Annotated in this window: 18 protein-coding genes; 10 read left to right on the forward strand and 8 right to left on the reverse strand. The window is 61.2% G+C overall.

What is annotated here, in order from left to right:
- Positions 1-154: 154 nt before the first annotated feature.
- The 3 genes from SFY93_RS04645 to SFY93_RS04655 all read left to right on the forward strand — a co-directional run bounded on the left by SFY93_RS04645 (position 155) and on the right by SFY93_RS04655 (position 2,046).
- On the forward strand, positions 155-556 hold the full coding sequence (locus SFY93_RS04645; RefSeq protein WP_089266478.1) for a metallopeptidase family protein: 402 nt from the start codon (positions 155-157) through the stop codon (positions 554-556).
- Positions 557-627: 71 nt separating this feature from the next.
- Positions 628-1,233 carry a 3-isopropylmalate dehydratase small subunit gene (gene leuD, locus SFY93_RS04650; protein ID WP_320446206.1) on the forward strand — a complete coding sequence of 202 codons (606 nt, stop codon included), beginning with the start codon at positions 628-630 and terminating at the stop codon, positions 1,231-1,233.
- Between the two features lie 21 nt (positions 1,234-1,254).
- Complete coding sequence (locus tag SFY93_RS04655; protein ID WP_320446207.1) at positions 1,255-2,046, forward strand: glycosyltransferase family 32 protein; 792 nt, start codon at positions 1,255-1,257, stop codon at positions 2,044-2,046.
- A 239-nt stretch (positions 2,047-2,285) separates the two neighbouring features.
- On the opposite strand, the gene SFY93_RS04660 is transcribed toward SFY93_RS04655, so the two are convergent.
- Complete coding sequence (locus SFY93_RS04660) at positions 2,286-3,164, reverse strand: HpcH/HpaI aldolase/citrate lyase family protein (protein WP_320446208.1); 879 nt, start codon at positions 3,162-3,164, stop codon at positions 2,286-2,288.
- Between the two features lie 209 nt (positions 3,165-3,373).
- On the opposite strand from SFY93_RS04660, the gene SFY93_RS04665 reads away from it, so the two are divergent.
- Positions 3,374-4,009, forward strand: coding sequence for a carbonic anhydrase (locus tag SFY93_RS04665; RefSeq protein ID WP_320446209.1), 636 nt, complete (start codon positions 3,374-3,376; stop codon positions 4,007-4,009).
- A 59-nt stretch (positions 4,010-4,068) separates the two neighbouring features.
- On the opposite strand, the gene SFY93_RS04670 is transcribed toward SFY93_RS04665, so the two are convergent.
- Positions 4,069-5,103, reverse strand: coding sequence for an aspartate-semialdehyde dehydrogenase (locus SFY93_RS04670; RefSeq protein WP_068737914.1), 1,035 nt, complete (start codon positions 5,101-5,103; stop codon positions 4,069-4,071).
- A 115-nt stretch (positions 5,104-5,218) separates the two neighbouring features.
- Here SFY93_RS04670 and SFY93_RS04675 point away from each other — a divergent pair, with 115 nt between their 5' ends.
- Both SFY93_RS04675 and SFY93_RS04680 read left to right on the forward strand, forming a co-directional pair.
- Positions 5,219-6,022, forward strand: coding sequence for a hypothetical protein (locus SFY93_RS04675; protein ID WP_320446210.1), 804 nt, complete (start codon positions 5,219-5,221; stop codon positions 6,020-6,022).
- A gap of 186 nt (positions 6,023-6,208) precedes the next feature.
- Positions 6,209-6,586 carry a hypothetical protein gene (locus SFY93_RS04680; RefSeq protein WP_089266485.1) on the forward strand — a complete coding sequence of 126 codons (378 nt, stop codon included), beginning with the start codon at positions 6,209-6,211 and terminating at the stop codon, positions 6,584-6,586.
- 75 nt (positions 6,587-6,661) lie between these two features.
- On the opposite strand, the gene leuB is transcribed toward SFY93_RS04680, so the two are convergent.
- Positions 6,662-7,774: a 3-isopropylmalate dehydrogenase gene (gene leuB, locus SFY93_RS04685; protein WP_320446211.1), complete on the reverse strand. Its 1,113-nt coding sequence runs from the start codon at positions 7,772-7,774 to the stop codon at positions 6,662-6,664.
- Between the two features lie 138 nt (positions 7,775-7,912).
- On the opposite strand from leuB, the gene SFY93_RS04690 reads away from it, so the two are divergent.
- Positions 7,913-9,100 carry a YbfB/YjiJ family MFS transporter gene (locus tag SFY93_RS04690; RefSeq protein WP_244628364.1) on the forward strand — a complete coding sequence of 396 codons (1,188 nt, stop codon included), beginning with the start codon at positions 7,913-7,915 and terminating at the stop codon, positions 9,098-9,100.
- On the opposite strand, the gene SFY93_RS04695 is transcribed toward SFY93_RS04690, so the two are convergent.
- The 3 genes from SFY93_RS04695 to SFY93_RS04705 form a co-directional block, all read right to left on the reverse strand.
- Complete coding sequence (locus tag SFY93_RS04695) at positions 9,087-9,869, reverse strand: molybdopterin-dependent oxidoreductase (protein ID WP_320446212.1); 783 nt, start codon at positions 9,867-9,869, stop codon at positions 9,087-9,089. The two genes, SFY93_RS04690 and SFY93_RS04695, sit on opposite strands and share 14 nt — an antisense overlap.
- Before the next feature lie 11 nt (positions 9,870-9,880).
- On the reverse strand, positions 9,881-10,516 hold the full coding sequence (locus tag SFY93_RS04700; protein ID WP_320446213.1) for a cytochrome b/b6 domain-containing protein: 636 nt from the start codon (positions 10,514-10,516) through the stop codon (positions 9,881-9,883).
- 255 nt (positions 10,517-10,771) lie between these two features.
- On the reverse strand, positions 10,772-11,359 hold the full coding sequence (locus SFY93_RS04705) for a fasciclin domain-containing protein (RefSeq protein ID WP_068737906.1): 588 nt from the start codon (positions 11,357-11,359) through the stop codon (positions 10,772-10,774).
- 409 nt (positions 11,360-11,768) lie between these two features.
- On the opposite strand from SFY93_RS04705, the gene SFY93_RS04710 reads away from it, so the two are divergent.
- The gene (locus SFY93_RS04710) at positions 11,769-13,283 is read left to right on the forward strand and encodes a malonate--CoA ligase (protein ID WP_320446214.1); all 1,515 of its coding nucleotides are present in this window, start codon (positions 11,769-11,771) and stop codon (positions 13,281-13,283) included.
- A 74-nt stretch (positions 13,284-13,357) separates the two neighbouring features.
- Here SFY93_RS04710 and SFY93_RS04715 read toward each other — a convergent pair whose 3' ends face one another.
- Both SFY93_RS04715 and SFY93_RS04720 read right to left on the reverse strand, forming a co-directional pair.
- On the reverse strand, positions 13,358-14,218 hold the full coding sequence (locus SFY93_RS04715; RefSeq protein WP_414717062.1) for a cation diffusion facilitator family transporter: 861 nt from the start codon (positions 14,216-14,218) through the stop codon (positions 13,358-13,360).
- Between the two features lie 232 nt (positions 14,219-14,450).
- Entirely contained in the window at positions 14,451-15,299 is an 849-nt protein-coding gene (locus SFY93_RS04720; protein WP_184512669.1) for a sulfite exporter TauE/SafE family protein, read from the reverse strand.
- Positions 15,300-15,545: 246 nt separating this feature from the next.
- Here SFY93_RS04720 and sdhC point away from each other — a divergent pair, with 246 nt between their 5' ends.
- Positions 15,546-15,944, forward strand: coding sequence for a succinate dehydrogenase, cytochrome b556 subunit (sdhC, locus tag SFY93_RS04725; RefSeq protein WP_068737900.1), 399 nt, complete (start codon positions 15,546-15,548; stop codon positions 15,942-15,944).
- Positions 15,941-16,342, forward strand: coding sequence for a succinate dehydrogenase, hydrophobic membrane anchor protein (gene sdhD, locus SFY93_RS04730; RefSeq protein WP_089266497.1), 402 nt, complete (start codon positions 15,941-15,943; stop codon positions 16,340-16,342). The genes sdhC and sdhD overlap by 4 nt, the downstream gene beginning before the upstream one ends.

A 16,342-nucleotide genomic window follows, 5' to 3' on the forward strand; every position in this document is an offset into this window, starting at 1 on the left:
TACGTATGATCCCGAAAAGTAAATGCCGGTTTTCGGACAGGATCATGCCTCAAACGCCGCCGCAAAGTCTCCGATTGACGCCCGCCCGTCAACCGCCGGGACAGCCCTGTGCCGGCGCATTGCCATGTCATGGGAATTGGCTAGACAGGGAAACATGTGGCACCAGGCAAAAGCTCCCGATCTCGCGGAAATGGAGGACATGGCCCATGCCATGCTCGCCCTCCTGCCGGAGGATTTCCGCAAGCTCTGCGCGGGCGTGATCATCCGGGTCGATGATTTCCCCACCGACGAGGTGCTGGAGGAGATGCAGGCCGAGACCGAATTCGACCTGCTGGGCCTGTTCCAGGGTGTCGGCCTGCCATTCCAGAGCCAGGACAATACCGGGCAGTTGCCCAACATGATCTGGCTGTATCGCCGGCCGATCCTGGATTACTGGGCCGAACACGACGAAACCCTCGGCCATATCGTCCGCCACGTGCTGATCCACGAGATCGGCCACCATTTCGGGCTCTCGGACGCCGATATGGAGGCCATCGAGGCTGGCGTCGCCGATTAGCCCTGCATAAATCACCCTTGGACGGACCGCCCGATCGGGCTAAAACGCCCGCTCAATCCGAGGATACGTTCATGGACAAGTTCACCACGCTGGAAGGCGTCGCGGCGCCGCTGAAGATCATCAATGTCGATACCGACATGATCATCCCGAAGCAGTATCTGAAGACCATCAAGCGTACCGGTCTCGGCAAGGGCCTGTTCTCGGAAGCGCGCTACCTCGATGACGGCAGCGAGAACCCGGATTTCGTGCTCAACAAGCCGGCCTATCGCAACGCCAAAATCATGGTGGCCGGCGATAATTTCGGCTGCGGCTCGTCGCGCGAACACGCGCCCTGGGCGCTGCTGGATTTCGGCATTCGTTGCGTGATCTCGACCTCGTTCGGCGACATCTTCTACAACAACTGCTTCAAGAACGGCGTGCTGCCGATCCGTGTCTCGCAGAAGGATCTCGACGCGTTGTTTGATGATGCCGAGCGCGGCGCCAATGCGACGATCACCATCGACCTGCCGAACCAGGAAATCCGCGGCCCTGATGGCGGCACGGTGAAGTTCGAGATCGATCCGTTCCGCAAGCATTGCCTGCTCAACGGTCTCGACGATATCGGCCTGACGATGGAGAAGAAGGCCTCCATCGACAGCTACGAGGCCAAGCTCAAGACCGCGCGCGCCTGGGCCTGATCTCACTTCGGAAGGTGACGCGTGATTCCTGACGTCGTCACCTTTTGGGAGGGCCCGCTCGATGCGCTGCGCAGGCTGTGCCTGAGATCGCAGGTCGAGGCCGGCCACCGCGTCACGCTCTACAGTTTTGCACCGATCACCGATCTGCCGGATGGCGTGAGCAATGCCGATGCGGAAGCCGTGTTGCCGCGCGCCTTTGCCGAGCGGCTGCGCCCATCAGCTCCCAATGGCGCGTGGGTTGGCTGGACCCCGCTGCAGTTCAGCGATTTCTTTCGCATCCGACTGATGGCCGAAGGTCTCGGCCTCTGGCTCGATGCGGATGTGCTGCTGTTGAAGCCCGTCGAGATCGATTCCGCAAAACCCTATTTCGCCTGGGAGAAGCGACGTCAGCTCGGCAATTCGGTGCTGTATCTGCCGCCTGACGATCCGATCGTCGCGGCGTTCGAGGCGCTGATCAGGCAGGACGAGTTGACGCCAGACTGGATGTCATTGCGCCATCGCCTCGCTTTCGCATGGCGCAAATGGCGCGACAGGTCGAAGCGCGCGAGCGACGTCCGCGTCGCGATCTTCGGCCCGGCATCGCTGACGGCGCTGGCGAAGCGCCACGGCTCGCAGCATCACGCGCTGCCGCGGAAGTCGTATTATGCGATTCATGCCGAGCCGACGCTGTTCTTCGAGCCATCGAATTTCAAAGCGCTGCTCGATGATCCCGGGATTCTAGGCTTCCACATCTCGCCTAAGGGGCGCGGCAAAGACGCGCCGATGCCGGGGAGTTTTTATGCGTGGGCGACGGAGCGGGTCGGCGCACGTTAGTATCAGCCTTTGAATCTACAAATTTCGCGCAACGGCCCGCGGTATCCCTCCCCCTTGCGGGGAGGGGCGGCCGAACCTGACGATGCGAAGCATCGTTCAGGTGGAGGCCGGGGTGGGGGTGCCACACGTGAGAGCATCGCCTGTGGCACCCCCACCCGTCGCGCTGCTTGCTGCGCCCGCAACGCGCCACCCTCCCCGCAAGGGGGAGGGTGAAGAAAGCGCGTCGTTGCTGACTGGTACTAGTTTCCCATCGCCGCAATCGCGTCCGAGATCGCGATCGTGCGCTTGGCCATGTCCGCATGCAGCCGCTCGACCATCTTGCCGTCGAGCTGGATCGCGCCGCGCTTGGCGTTTTCCGGCTGTTCGAAGGCGGCGATGATGCGGCGGGCCTGGGCGACTTCGTCGTCCGGCGGCGTGAAGACCTTGTTGCAGGCCTCGATCTGGCTCGGATGGATCAGCGTCTTGCCGTCGAAGCCGATGTCGCGGCCCTGTTCGGCTTCGGCGATGAAACCCTCGGTATCGCTGAAATTGCTGTAGGGACCATCGAGAATTTCGAGACCATGCAACCGTGTCGCCAGCACGCAATGTGTGATCATCGGCAGCATTGCCGCGCGACCGGGCATCATGCGGATGCGGGTCTCGCGGGCGATGTCGTTGGGGCCGAACACGAAGCCGGCCAGGCGATTTTCGGAATCGCGCGAGGCGGCCGCGAGTTCTTCCGCATGCAGGATGGCGCGCGAGGTCTCGATCATGGCCCAGACCTTGATCGACATGTCGGCGCCAATGTCACTCAGGCGATCAGCAACGGCTGAGAGATCCTCGATGCTGGAAATCTTCGGCACCAGGATGCCATCGGGCTTGGCCTTGCCGGCCATGGTCACGTCGTCGATCCACCACGGCGAATCCAGTGCATTGATGCGGATGATGACCTCGCGCTTGCCGAAGCCGCCGGCGGCCAACGTCTGCGCGATGGCGTTGCGCGCGGTTCCCTTGGCGTCCGGGGCCACGGCGTCTTCGAGGTCCAGGATGATGCCGTCAGCCGGTACGGTGCGGGCCTTCTCCAGCGCGCGCGGGTTCGAGCCGGGCATGAACAAATGGCTGCGGCGCGGACGGATCATGGCGTCATTTCCCTGTGATTGTGGCCTGTTCGTTATTCAGGCATTCGCGATAACATTTCAGCCCGCCGCCCGGAAGGCTTGTTCGCGCTGGCGTCCTATGGTTATCCGTGGGGACCGTATGTTTGAGCATGATCTCTCGACAAACGAACCCGTTTGTCGGCGAAAACCGGTATCGACTTTTCGGGATCATGCTCCGAACGAGGCAGACCATGACATCATTTCCGAAGCAGCTCATTGCCGGCTACCAGACCTTTACGTCGGAGCGATTGCCGACCGAGCAGTCGCGCTTCCGCGAATTATCGGAAAAGGGCCAATCGCCGGAAGTCATGGTGATCGGCTGCTGCGACTCGCGCGTTTCACCGGAGGTCATCTTCGATGCCTCCCCTGGCGAATTGTTTGTGGTGCGCAACATCGCCAACCTGGTGCCGGTCTATCAGCCCGATGGCGGCGCCCATGGCGTCTCGGCGGCGCTGGAGTATGCGGTGCAGGTGCTGAAGGTGAAACACATCGTGATCCTCGGTCACGCGCAATGCGGCGGCATCCGCGCTTTCGTCGACAACGCGGCGCCGCTGTCGCCGGGTGACTTCATCGGCCGCTGGATGTCGATGTTCATCAAGCCCGACGAGAAGGTCGAGATTCGCAATCACGAAACGATCGTAGATTTCGCCACCCGCATCGAGAAGGCCGCGGTGTTCCGCAGCCTCGAAAACCTGATGACGTTCCCGTTCGTGAGCAGCAAGGTCGAGAGCGGCGAGCTGGAATTGCACGGCGCCTACTTCGGTGTCGCCGTCGGCTCGCTGTCCGTGCTCGATCAGGTCGCGAAAGAGTTTAAGCCAGTGGCGTAAAACAAAAAAAGCCGGATGCTGAGCATCCGGCTTTTGATTGTTGGAGATCGAAGGTCCGCTTACGCGGCCTTCTTCTTCGCCGTGATCAGCTTGCGGTTGATCAGGCATTCCGCGATCTGTACGGCGTTGAGCGCCGCGCCCTTGCGCAGGTTGTCCGACACGCACCAAAGAACCAGACCGTTATCGACCGTCGAATCCGTGCGGATGCGGCTGATATAGGTGGCGTCTTCGCCGGCGGCCTCATAGGGCGTGACGTAGCCACCCGGCTCGCGCTTGTCGATCACGAGGCAGCCTGGCGCATTACGCAGGATGTCACGGGCTTCATCTTCCGAGATCGGGTTCTCGAATTCGATGTTGACCGCTTCCGAGTGGCCGACAAACACCGGCACGCGCACGCAGGTCGCGGACATTTTGATTTTGGGATCAAGAATCTTCTTGGTCTCCATCATCATCTTCCACTCTTCCTTGGTGTAGCCGTCCTCCATGAACACGTCGATCTGCGGGATCACGTTGAAGGCGATACGCTTCGGGAATTTGTTATTGACCAGCTCAGAGTTGGTGTAGACGGCCTTGGTCTGCGAGAACAACTCGTCCATCGCATCCTTGCCTGCACCCGACACCGACTGATAGGTCGAGACGACAACGCGCTTGATCGTCGCCTTGTCATGCAGCGGCTTCAGCGCCACCACGAGCTGCGCAGTCGAGCAGTTCGGGTTTGCGATGATATTCTTCTTGGTGAAGCCATCGACGGCCGAGGCGTTCACTTCCGGTACGATCAGCGGCACGTCGGGGTCCATGCGCCAGGTCGACGAGTTGTCGATCACGACGGCGCCGGCTGCGCCGATCTTCGGCGACCATTCCTTGGACACGGCTCCGCCGGCCGACATCAGGCAGATGTCAACGTCGCTGAAGTCATAGGTCGCGAGGTCTTTGCATTTCAGGGTTCTGTCGCCGAAAGAAACCTCAACGCCCATGCTGCGGCGGGACGCAAGCGCCACGACCTCGTCAGCGGGGAATTTACGTTCGTCCAGAATGCTGAGCATTTCACGCCCGACATTGCCGGTCGCTCCGACCAGCGCGACTTTGTAACCCATCGTTCACTCTCCGAAGAAAAATGCTTCACCCCCGCCTATCGCGGAAAGGGAAGAGCCGCGCTTCTATGCGAGAAACGTCGCAAAGACAACGTCCTAAGCGTGTTTGCGTGTGTTGATGCGTTCAATTTTGGTTTCGCACCACCCAAAGTCGGCAGGTGTCCATCCGGCCCTGCAGAGCTTTGCCGACGAGTGCGGTGCCATCGCCGTGCGTCTGCTCGCCTATATGGGGGCGCTGGCACTGGTTGTCATGGCCGCGGTTACCGTTTTCGACGGACTGGAATTCGACCTCAGCAGCGAACCGGTCGCCAAAGCCGGCTGGAGCGTCGCCAGCCGTTCCAATCCCGCTTTTGCCGTCAGCCAGTTTGATTCATTAGGTAAAACAACCTCTTACGAGATTTTGAGGCACCCCGAAGGCGGTCGCAAGGATGTTTTGCGCTGGGCGTCGCCCGGGGAGCCCCCGGTGGCCGAGCTGGAATTGTATCGTCCTGGTGCCGAGGCTGAGCGGGCAGGTCCGCCGGCAGCGGACATCGCGGGCCGCATGGACCCCGGCGGCGTCCGCGACGTGGTGGGCGAGGGCATTATCGACAGCAAATTCGGGCCGGTCGCCCTGATGGGCTTTTCCGACCGGCTGAAGGACAGCAAGCGCTGCCTCGGCTTCATGAAGACGCTGGAGATGGCCAATCTCAGGATTTCCGGCTGGTCGTGCCAGGGAGACGGCCTGCCGGCGCGGCGGGCGGCGATCGCCTGCACCCTGAACCGGCTGGTGCTGCTCACCGCCGGCAATGAACCCCGGCTGCAGGAGGCCTTTGCCCAGGCAGATTTGAAGCGGGCCGGCTGCATCAGCGGCGCGGCGCTGTCGGCCACTTCAGCCGATTGGGTCACGGGCGCCCAGAACCCGCTGCTGCGCGGCAGCTTGTGACCTCTTCGTGATGGGTTGGACCAAGACCTTGGATTACATGCAACATTCGGCCACACCGCGCATTATATCGACGACTGTGGCCGGATAGACCTTGTGGCCGGATACCCCGGCCAGCTAAATTGACCGCAAATCGGATTTGCCGACTCGGCTTTTGAACGCCGATCTTCTGACTGCAATGAGGACCTGATGACCTTGAAATTCCCCGCCGCGAAAACTCTCGCCATGTTGTTCGCGACGGTTGCCGTCATCGCGACCGCCGTTGCCGTCTCGCCGGCCGATGCCGCCACCAAGAAGAAGGTTCGTGTTTCTGACCGTGACGCTGTTTATGGCGCGCGCGGCCCGAACGTGTCCTATCAGCAGGGCCGCACCCGCGTTTACGTGACGCGTCGTTCTTGGCTCGATGCCGGCGTCGAAGTGCTCCCGGGTGACCGCAAGTTCACTGATTATGCCTATCCGCCCGGTTACTCCTTCGCCCGCGACAACAACAACCGTCCGCTGGACCGCCAGCCGCTCAACTCGCAGTGGGATCTCGGCGGTTATCCCGAGCGCTTCCCGCTCTACTGAGCGCGGCGACATCCAAATACGAAAATGCCCGGCTCAGCCGGGCATTTTTTGTTTGTGGGAGAGGTTCGAGCGCGCTTAAGCGTGCAGCGTCTGCAATTCCTTCAGCAGTGCTTCGCCCATGCCGGATGTGCTCACCACTGTTGCGCCTTCCGACTTGATGTCCGCCGTCCGCAGACCCTTTGCCAGAACCGCGGCGATGGCCTGGTCGACCTTGTCGGCCAACTCGCCCATCTCCAGCGAATAACGCAGCGCCATGCCGAACGAGGCGATCATCGCCAGCGGATTGGCCATGCCCTTGCCGGCAATGTCCGGCGCCGAACCATGCACCGGCTCATACATTGCCTTGCGCTTTTTGGTCTTGGCATCGACTTCGCCGAGCGAGGCCGAGGGCAGCATGCCGAGCGAACCGGTCAGCATCGCCGCGATATCCGAGAGCATGTCACCGAACAAGTTGTCGGTAACGATGACGTCGAACTGCTTCGGCCACTTCACGAGGTTCATGCCGCCGGAATCGGCGAGCTGATGCTCGAGCGTGACGTCCTTGTATTCGCGGCCATGCACCTGGGTGACAACCTCGTTCCAGAGCACGCCCGACTTCATGACGTTACGCTTCTCCATCGACGTCACCTTGTTCTGACGCTTGCGGGCCAGATCGAAAGCGACGCGGGCGATGCGCTCGATTTCATAGGTGTCGTAAACCTGCGTATCGACGGCACGCTTCTGGCCGTTGCCGAGATCGGTGATGGTCTTCGGTTCGCCGAAATAGACGCCGCCTGTGAGCTCGCGCACGATCATGATGTCGAGGCCCTCGACGACCTCACGCTTCAGGCTCGATGATTCCGCCAGCGCGGGATAGCACACGGCTGGGCGCAGATTGGCGAACAGGCCGAGATCCTTGCGCAGGCGCAGCAAGCCGGCCTCGGGGCGATGCTCATAAGGCACGCTGTCCCACTTCGGGCCGCCGACGGCGCCGAAGATGATGGCATCGGCGGCATCCGCCTTGGCCATTGTGGCATCGGTGATAGGGAGCTTGTCGGCATCATAGGCGGCGCCGCCAACCAAGCCGTTCTCGATCGTGAATTTGGCGATGCCCTGGGCATCGATCCAGTCGATCAGGCGCTTCACCTCGGCCATCACTTCAGGGCCGATGCCGTCGCCGGGGAGAAGCAGCAATTTGTGCGTTGCCATATTCAAGTGCCCTTGCAATCCGTTACTGATTGCCGCGAGTGCTAAGACGTCATTGCGGGAATGGCAAGACAGTGTTGCCGAAGGGATGATTGCGGGTGTCGTGAAACCTGCGACATTGCTGACGCAGCGGAGATCTCCGTGACGTCATCTGTGCCTTCCCCGGCGCGCCCTAACCCGGCGTGGCTGATACTCGTCCTGTCGCTCGCGCCGGCCATCGGGCTCGGCATCGGCCGCTTTGCCTATTCGCTGGTGTTGCCCGATATGCGCGACAGCCTGCAATGGTCCTATTCGGCGGCCGGCTTCATGAATACCGTCAACGCCGCGGGCTATCTCGCCGGCGCACTGGTTGCGGCCGGGCTCGGCAGGCGCTTCGGTCTGATCGCGGTGATTCAGGGCGGTACGCTTGCTTGCATCCTGTCGCTCATCGTTTGCGGCGTCACCGTGGATTTTACGCTGCTCAGCATCGCGCGGCTGGTCACCGGTTTTGGCGCGGCGGTTTCGTTCGTGGCCGGCGGCGCGCTCGCCGCCACCATCGGCCTCGCTTATCCCGAACGGTCGTCCTATCTGCTCAGTCTGTTTTATGCCGGGCCAGGTATGGGTATCCTCCTGTCCGGTCTGATCGCGCCGTTCGTGCTGCAGGGCTTTGGTCCGGGCTCCTGGTGGATCGTGTGGTTGGTCCTCGGTCTCGTATCGGTCGTGATCGGCCTGCCGCTGTTGCGCCCGCGCGTCGATGCGGCTGATGACACGTCAACGGACGACAAGGCGCCGCTCGCGATCCGCCCGATGTGGATTTACCTCATTGCCTATTTCATGTTTGGCGCCGGCTATATTGCCTACATGACCTTCATGATTGCCTATGTGCGCGATGGCGGCGGCAGCGCTTTGGCACAAAGCGCGTTCTGGTGCCTGATCGGCGTCAGCTCGTTCGCGTCGCCCTGGCTGTGGCGTAATGTGCTGGCGCGTGGCCAGAGCGGCCGCGCCATGGCAATCATTCTTGGCACCAATGCGGTAGGCGCAGCGATGCCGCTGCTCGGGCATTCGCCTGTGGTGCTCGGCATCTCCGCCGCCATTTTCGGCGTTGCATTCTTCGCGGTGGTTGCGGCAACCACGGCCTTCGTGCGCTTCAACTATCCTCGCGCGGCATGGTCGAAGGCCATCGCGGCGGTGACGATCGTGTTCGGCATCGGCCAGACTCTTGGTCCGATCGCGGTGGGTGCCATTTCGGACGCGACCGGCAGTCTCACATCCGCTCTTGTGGTCTCAGCAGCGACGCTGGTGTTCGGTGCGGTGCTGGCGATGTTCCAGAAGCCGATCAGCTCCCGCTGAAATCGTTATAGCCCTGATCTTCCCAATAGCCGCCCTTGTAGTCGTTGGTGACTTCCATCGCGACGACGTATTTCGGATTCTTGAATCCGAGTTTGGTCGGTACGCGGATCTTCATTGGGAAACCATAGGCCCGCGGCAGAAGCTGATTGTCGAACTTGAAGGTCATCTGCGTCTGCGCATGCATCGCCGTGGGTATATCGAGCGAGCTCGCATAGTCCTCAGCGCAGCGAAAATGAACCCACTTCGCATTGGTGTCCGCGCCGACCAGTTTCAGGAAGTCGCGCAGCGGCGTGCCCTGCCAGGAGCCGATGGCGCTCCAGCCTTCCACGCAGATATGGCGGGTGATCTGCGATACTTCCGGCAGCTTGTGCAGTTCATCCAGCGTCCAGGACCTCTTGTCCTGCACCAGACCGGAGACTTCGAGCTTCCACTCCTTGCCGTCCACATTCGGTGCGTCGTCCTCGGCGTAGAAGGCGTTGAACGGGAACGGACGCTTGATGTCTTTCTCGGAATAGGTCGGCGCCAGCGTGTTCGGATTGAAGATTCGGGCCTGAACCATGTCGTTGAACTTGGACATATGCGTCAGCAGGTTTTCAGCCGAGAGACTGTCGCTCACATCGCAGCCGGTGAGCAGCGTTAACGCACCGAAGCTTGCGCCCGACGCGATGAAACGGCGGCGCGACAGGTCGGGCATTAGCTTCGTGGCGTCCTTGACGAGGAGATCCTTGTCGACGCCGGGAATGATGAGGGAGCGAATTTTTCTGATCATGGTCGTGTCCCTCAGCGTCCGATAATCATTGCACGCAAACTCTTCGGCACGATCAGGGCCAGAGCGATATGGATGACGAGGAAGCCGACGATGGCCGCCATCATGAAGAAATGCACATAGCGGGCAGTGTCATAGCCGCCGAACAGCGCAGTAAGATATTGCAGCTGGACGGGCTTCCAGATCGCGAGACCCGACAGCACGATCAGAATGCCGACCACAATGATCCCGGTATAGAGCAGCCTCTGCACCTGATTGTAGGTTGAGAGGTCAGCGTGCGAGAGCTTGCCGGTCAGCGCAGCCTTGGTGTCGTCGAGTACACCCTTCGCCGAGATCGGCAGCAGCTTCTGGCGGAAGCGTCCGGTGACCATGCCAAGAGTGAGATAGACGAGGCCGTTGATCACCAGCAGCCACATCGCTGCGAGATGCCACATGATGCCGCCGCCGAGCCAACCACCCAGCGTAATGGATGATGAGAATGTGAAATTGAACAGCGGCGAGGCGTTGTAGATCTGCCAGCCCGACATGATCATCAGCACGATCGCGACGGCGTTGATCCAGTGCACGACGCGCACCCAGGCGGGCTGGATGACTTTGGTATTCGTAACCTTGGTTGCGGCGCGGTCGCCGGCGGCTGTGATGCTCGACATAGGCATATCCTGGCTGAGCAGTGGTTCGATTGGTGCTCGGTGACGCGAGTTATTACCAGCTATACGGCATAACCGGTCGTTCGTTACGGCGGCTCCTGTAACAACCCCGGTCGGGCCGGCTCATATCGATCACAAAAAAGCGAGCCGGGCTGCCCCGGCTCGCTCCTTTTGCGCCCCTCGGTATCCTTCGGGGACGCGCGCGCATCCAGTGGGGACAAGTCAGGATGCGCGAACTTGTTGCGCAGAAGCCGGAGATCAGGCTTTCGGCATCAGGACAGTATCGATGACGTGAATCACGCCGTTCGACTGGTTGACGTCGGCGATGGTTACAGTCGAGGAACCGCCCTTGGCATCGACGATCATCACCTTGCCGCCCGAAGCCTTCACGGTCAGCTCTTCGCCTTCCACGGTCTTCAGCTTCTGGCCGTCTTTGAGGTCGGCGGCGTTCAGCTTGCCGGGCACCACGTGGTAGGTCAGGATCTTGGTCAGGGTCGCCTTGCTCTCAGGCTTCACCAGCGTGTCGACGGTACCAGCCGGCAGCTTGCCGAAGGCGGCGTTGGTCGGTGCGAACACCGTGAACGGGCCCTTGCTGGAGAGGGTATCGACCAGGCCGGCGGCCTTCACGGCGGCGACCAGCGTAGTGTGATCCTTCGAGTTGACGGCGTTCTCGACGATGTTCTTCGACGGATACATCGGCGCGCCGCCGACCATCACGGTCTTCTCGCCCGACATTTCGCTCTTCATCATCTTCTTGTCTTCGGCCTGCGCGGGGGCAAGCACGGCGCCAGTGATGGCGAGGGTGCTGAATGCGACGGCCGACAGAAGTGCAATGCGCTTGGACATGGATCGTCTCCCGAGTGATATGGGTGACCAGCGATCTCGCTGGTGCGATGAATGGCATCAACCGCGGCAATCCCCTGGAGGCCAGATTGCGCCGTCGATGCCCGAGTTACGCGAGGTCTCAGGACCAGTTTCAGGCTATATTTTTTGGCGCCGTTGAAACTTTTGCCGGCGCATCCCGTTCGCGCGAGGCAGTAACGAGTTCGATGCACCGCGTTTAATACAATCACGTGCGGAAACCGTGCCGGGATGACGCGCCCCAGGGGGCCGATCCACCAGATATGGGGGCGATCCCCATGGGGCATGCGTTGCCTAGATATGGCCATTCTTGCTAAGGAACGGGATTAATTGACGCGATCGTCAGGCTAGCTGCACCGGTCGCTCCCGCACTCCTGCACCGCGTGACCTTGCCATGAACGCCAACCTGTTTTCTCGCCTGTTCGACAAACTCGACGATGCCTCGCGTCTCGCCATCGAGACGCCCGAGGGCAAGCACATCAGCTATGGCGACCTGATCGCGCTGGCGGGCCAGATGGCCAACGTGCTGGTGGCTCGCGGCGTCAAGCCGGGTGACCGCGTCGCGGCGCAGACCGAGAAGTCGGTGCCGGGCCTAGTGCTGTATCTGGCGACGGTGCGGGCCGGCGCAGTCTATCTGCCGCTCAACACCGCCTATACGCTCAACGAACTCGATTACTTCATTACCGACGCAGAGCCGTCGTTGGTGGTGTGCGATCCCTCCAAGGCCGAGGGCTTTGCCGCTATTGCGGCCAAGGTCGGCGCCAAGGTCGAAACACTGGGGGCAGATGGCAAGGGTTCGCTGACCGATGCCGCAGAGAAAGAGAAGCCGGATTTCCAGACCGTCGCGCGCAAGAACGAGGATCTTGCCGCGATCCTCTATACGTCGGGCACCACCGGCCGCTCCAAGGGCGCGATGCTGAGCCACGACAATCTGGCCTCGAACTCGCTGAGCCTTGTTGAATACTGGCGCTTCACCAGGGACGACGTGCTGATCCACGCACTGCCGATCTATCACACGCATGGTCTGTTCGTGGCGAGTAATGTGACGCTGTTTGCGCGCGCATCGATGATCTTCCTGCCCAAGCTCGATCCGGAACTCATCATCAAGCTGATGGCCCGCGCCACCGTGCTGATGGGCGTGCCGACCTTCTACACGCGTATCCTGCAGTCGCCGAACCTGACGAAAGAGTCCTGCAGCCACATGCGGCTGTTCATCTCGGGCTCCGCACCGCTGCTGGCCGATACGCATCGCGAATGGTTTGCGCGCACCGGCCACGCTGTGCTCGAGCGCTACGGCATGACCGAAACCAACATGAACACGTCGAACCCTTATGACGGCGAGCGGGTACCCGGCGCGGTGGGCTTCCCGCTTCCCGGCGTCTCAGTGCGCGTCACCGATCCCGAAACGGCCAAGGAACTCGCGCGCGACACCATCGGCATGATCGAGGTGAAGGGCCCGAACGTGTTCCAGGGCTACTGGCGGATGCCCGAGAAGACCAAGGCGGAGTTCCGCGACGACGGGTTCTTCATCACCGGCGACCTCGGCAAAATCGACGCCAAGGGCTATGTGCACATTCTCGGCCGTGGCAAGGATCTGGTGATCTCCGGCGGCTTCAATGTCTATCCGAAGGAAATCGAAAGCGAGATCGACGCCATGCCCGGCGTGATCGAAAGCGCCGTGATCGGCGTGCCGCATGCAGATTTCGGTGAGGGCGTCACCGCCGTGGTCGTGAGCGACAAGAAGACCGCGATCGACGAGGCCTCCGTGCTCAAGGCGCTGGATGGCCAGATCGCCAAGTTCAAGATGCCGAAGCGCGTGATCTTCGTCGACGATCTGCCGCGCAACACCATGGGCAAGGTGCAGAAGAACGTACTGCGCGATAGCTACAAGGATATCTACGCGAAGTAAGCCCCCTCACAGTCCCTTATGGTGAGGAGGCGCGCAGCGCCGTCTCGAACCATGAGATGCTGTGTGGCCATACCCTAGATCACATGCTCCGGCGCGAGTGCGCAGGCCGAATTCGGATCCATCTCGATCTGGATCGTCGCGTGCTCAATGCCGAAGTCACGCTTCAGGCGCGCGGCGACTTCCATCAGATAGGCGTCGCCGGGTGCGCCTGACGGGATCACCATGTGACAGGTCAGCGCCACTTCGGTTGTGCTCATCGGCCAGATATGCAGGTCGTGCACCTGCGCGACGCCGGGGCATTGTTCGAGGTAGCCGCGCACGGCAACGGGGTCGATGCCGCGCGGAACGGCGGCGAGCGACATCGCAGCGGAGTCGCGCAAGAGGCTCCAGGTGCCCCAGACGATCAGCACACAGATGACGAGGCTGGTCAGGGCGTCGATCCACAGCCAGCCGGTGAACATGATGACGATCGCGGCAATGACCACGCCAACCGAGACCGCAGCGTCGGCGACCATATGCAGATAGGCGCCACGGATGTTGAGGTCGCTGTTGCGGCCCGAGGCAAACAGCCAAGCGGTCACGCCGTTGATGCCGATGCCGATGGTGGCGACGATCATCACGGTGATCTCGGCCACGGGTTCGGGATTGAACAGTCTTAGCACGGCTTCCCAGGCGATGGCACCGACGGCAACCAGCAGGAACACGGCGTTGAAGAGTGCCGCGAGAATTGAAGAACCGCGTAAGCCATAGGTGAAGCGCGGCGTCGGCGCGCGCTTCGACAGCACAGCTGCGGTCCATGCCGCGATCAGCCCGAGCACATCCGAGAGATTGTGCCCGGCATCGGCCACCAGCGCCATCGAGCCGCTGGCATAGCCATAGATCGCCTCGATGACGACGAAGACGGTATTGAGGCTGATGCCGACGGCAAAAGCCATGCCGAAATTAGCGGGCGCATGCACATGTCCGCCGGGACCGTGGGAATGACCGGCGTGATCGCCTTGCGCGTGGTCGTGGCCGGCATGGTCGTGTGTGTGACCGTGGTCGTCATGATCGTGATGTGAGTGCGCCATCGGTGTTCCGTCGCGTGGTCTGACGGCATCCATAGCAAGTTATGATCCGGATACTATTACGGTAGCTGTTGTGCGTCGGCCGCTCTGATTTACGGGGTCATATTAGAGCGATGACAAACCGGCTGCCGACGATGAATAGATAAATTCCAAACGCCATTTCCAGCGCGCGCTTCGACATCGCATGTGCCGCCTTCACGCCGAGCGGCGCCACCAGCAGGCTGGTCGGCATCACCAGCAGCGCGCCGATCAGCGAGACATAACCGACAGCGAAGGGAAGCTGCAGCGCTGCGACATCGGGAAAGCGCGCGGCGGCCGGCCAGCCGGCATAGATGTAGCCGATGGCGCCGGGGATCGAAATCAGCACGGCGAGTGCTGAGGATGTCGCCACCGCCTGATGGATAGGCCGGCCATAAAAGGTCATCAGCAGGTTCGAGAACAATCCGCCGCCAATGCCCATCAGCGTGGAGAGCAGACCGACGAAGAAGCCGTAAATCTTCATCAGTGGGCCGTCGGGCAAGTCGTCGCCGAGCTTCCAGCCGTCGCGCGCGAGCAGCAGCCGTGCCGCCGCGGACCAGGCAACGGCAACGAAAACGATCTTGAACAGCCGCTCCGGCGCATAGCGGGCGGTGACACTGCCGATGATGACGCCGATCAGGATCGGCCACCACCACTTCCGCAGGATCTCCATATCTACGGCGCCGCGGGCCAGATGGGCACGGAAGGACCGGATCGAGGTTGGGATGATGATGGCCAGCGAGGTGCCGATACAGAGCGGCATCCGTACTTCCAGAGGCACTCCGGCGATGCGGAAACACTCGTAAAATACGGGGACCAGGATGGCGCCCCCGCCTATCCCGAAGACACCCGCCAGGAAACCGGCCAGTGCGCCGACGGCAATAAGAAGCGCCGCCAGTTCGACAATCTCGGTTACATTGAGCCCAGCCATTCCCGCCCCGATTGCCATTTGCTATCGCATCATGAAGTTCTCATGAATCGCGCTTCACCAAGGCTGTCAGCAACAAGCCCGGCAACTGTCAATACCCGCAAATGCAAGGCTCATTTGAAGCTCTGAACGATTGTTCGGAGTATGTCATTTCGCGATTGCACTGGTTGTTTTGAGTTCGTAAATAGAATTGCTCTACGCGATCCCCAATCGGGCGCCGTCTGCCCATTAACCTGTCAAAGTTGCTAAATGACCGCTCGGATCGAACGACCCCTTTCGCCGCATCTCCAAGTGTACCGCTGGACCCTGACGATGGCGTTGTCCATCGTGCATCGCGCTACCGGCGTCGCCTTGTATTTCGGCACTTTGCTTCTTGTCTGGTGGCTGATCGCCGCTGCGTCCGGCCCAGCCGCCTATGCCCATGTGCAGGCCTTCACCGGCAGCATCATCGGTCGCCTGATCGCATTCGGCTACACGTGGGCGCTGATCCATCATGCCATGAGCGGCATCCGCCATCTGGTCTGGGATCTCGGCTACGGCTTCAAGCCATCCGAGCGTGAATGGCTCACCTGGGCCGCATTGATCGGCGGCATCGGCATCACCATCCTGCTCTGGATCATTGCCTATGCGATCGGAGGCGGACGATGAGCGGTTCCAACTCTCCGAAATCGGTGCGCACGCCGCTCGGCCGCGTTCGTGGTCTCGGCTCCTCGCATTCGGGCACATCAGACTTCTGGCGTCAGCGCCTGACCGCAGTGGCCATGCTACTTCTGCTGATCCCTGTGATCTTCATCGTGATGTCGGTTTTCAGAAGCAATCAGGCCGGCGTCGCGCAGGTCCTTGGTTCGCCTATTGTCGCCATCGTCATGTTGCTCTTCATCGTTGCCAGCATCTGGCACATGAAGATTGGCATGCAGGTCGTGATCGAAGACTATGTCCATGACGAGAAGATCAAGCTGATCTCGATCATCGGCAACAATTTCTTCTCTGCCGCCGTGGCGCTGGCATCGATCTACGCCATCCTTAAACTTTCATCCGGAGTGTAG

This window comes from Tardiphaga sp. 42S5 (assembly GCF_034044155.1).
Classification (GTDB): Bacteria; Pseudomonadota; Alphaproteobacteria; order Rhizobiales; family Xanthobacteraceae; genus Tardiphaga; species Tardiphaga robiniae.

Bases quoted from the DNA above. Each gene is read 5' to 3' on its own strand.
- SFY93_RS04710 (WP_320446214.1), top strand. From the start codon at position 11,769: ATGAACGCCAACCTGTTTTCTCGCCTGTTCGACAAACTCGACGATGCC.
- SFY93_RS04660 (WP_320446208.1), bottom strand. From the start codon at position 3,164: ATGATCCGTCCGCGCCGCAGCCATTTGTTCATGCCCGGCTCGAACCCG.
- SFY93_RS04715 (WP_414717062.1), bottom strand. From the start codon at position 14,218: ATGGCTTTTGCCGTCGGCATCAGCCTCAATACCGTCTTCGTCGTCATC.
- SFY93_RS04670 (WP_068737914.1), bottom strand. From the start codon at position 5,103: ATGGGTTACAAAGTCGCGCTGGTCGGAGCGACCGGCAATGTCGGGCGT.
- leuD (WP_320446206.1), top strand. From the start codon at position 628: ATGGACAAGTTCACCACGCTGGAAGGCGTCGCGGCGCCGCTGAAGATC.
- SFY93_RS04705 (WP_068737906.1), bottom strand. From the start codon at position 11,359: ATGTCCAAGCGCATTGCACTTCTGTCGGCCGTCGCATTCAGCACCCTC.
- SFY93_RS04675 (WP_320446210.1), top strand. From the start codon at position 5,219: ATGCGTTCAATTTTGGTTTCGCACCACCCAAAGTCGGCAGGTGTCCAT.
- SFY93_RS04680 (WP_089266485.1), top strand. From the start codon at position 6,209: ATGACCTTGAAATTCCCCGCCGCGAAAACTCTCGCCATGTTGTTCGCG.
- SFY93_RS04645 (WP_089266478.1), top strand. From the start codon at position 155: ATGTGGCACCAGGCAAAAGCTCCCGATCTCGCGGAAATGGAGGACATG.
- leuB (WP_320446211.1), bottom strand. From the start codon at position 7,774: ATGGCAACGCACAAATTGCTGCTTCTCCCCGGCGACGGCATCGGCCCT.
- SFY93_RS04695 (WP_320446212.1), bottom strand. From the start codon at position 9,869: ATGATCAGAAAAATTCGCTCCCTCATCATTCCCGGCGTCGACAAGGAT.
- sdhD (WP_089266497.1), top strand. From the start codon at position 15,941: ATGAGCGGTTCCAACTCTCCGAAATCGGTGCGCACGCCGCTCGGCCGC.
- SFY93_RS04720 (WP_184512669.1), bottom strand. From the start codon at position 15,299: ATGGCTGGGCTCAATGTAACCGAGATTGTCGAACTGGCGGCGCTTCTT.
- sdhC (WP_068737900.1), top strand. From the start codon at position 15,546: ATGACCGCTCGGATCGAACGACCCCTTTCGCCGCATCTCCAAGTGTAC.
- SFY93_RS04665 (WP_320446209.1), top strand. From the start codon at position 3,374: ATGACATCATTTCCGAAGCAGCTCATTGCCGGCTACCAGACCTTTACG.
- SFY93_RS04700 (WP_320446213.1), bottom strand. From the start codon at position 10,516: ATGTCGAGCATCACAGCCGCCGGCGACCGCGCCGCAACCAAGGTTACG.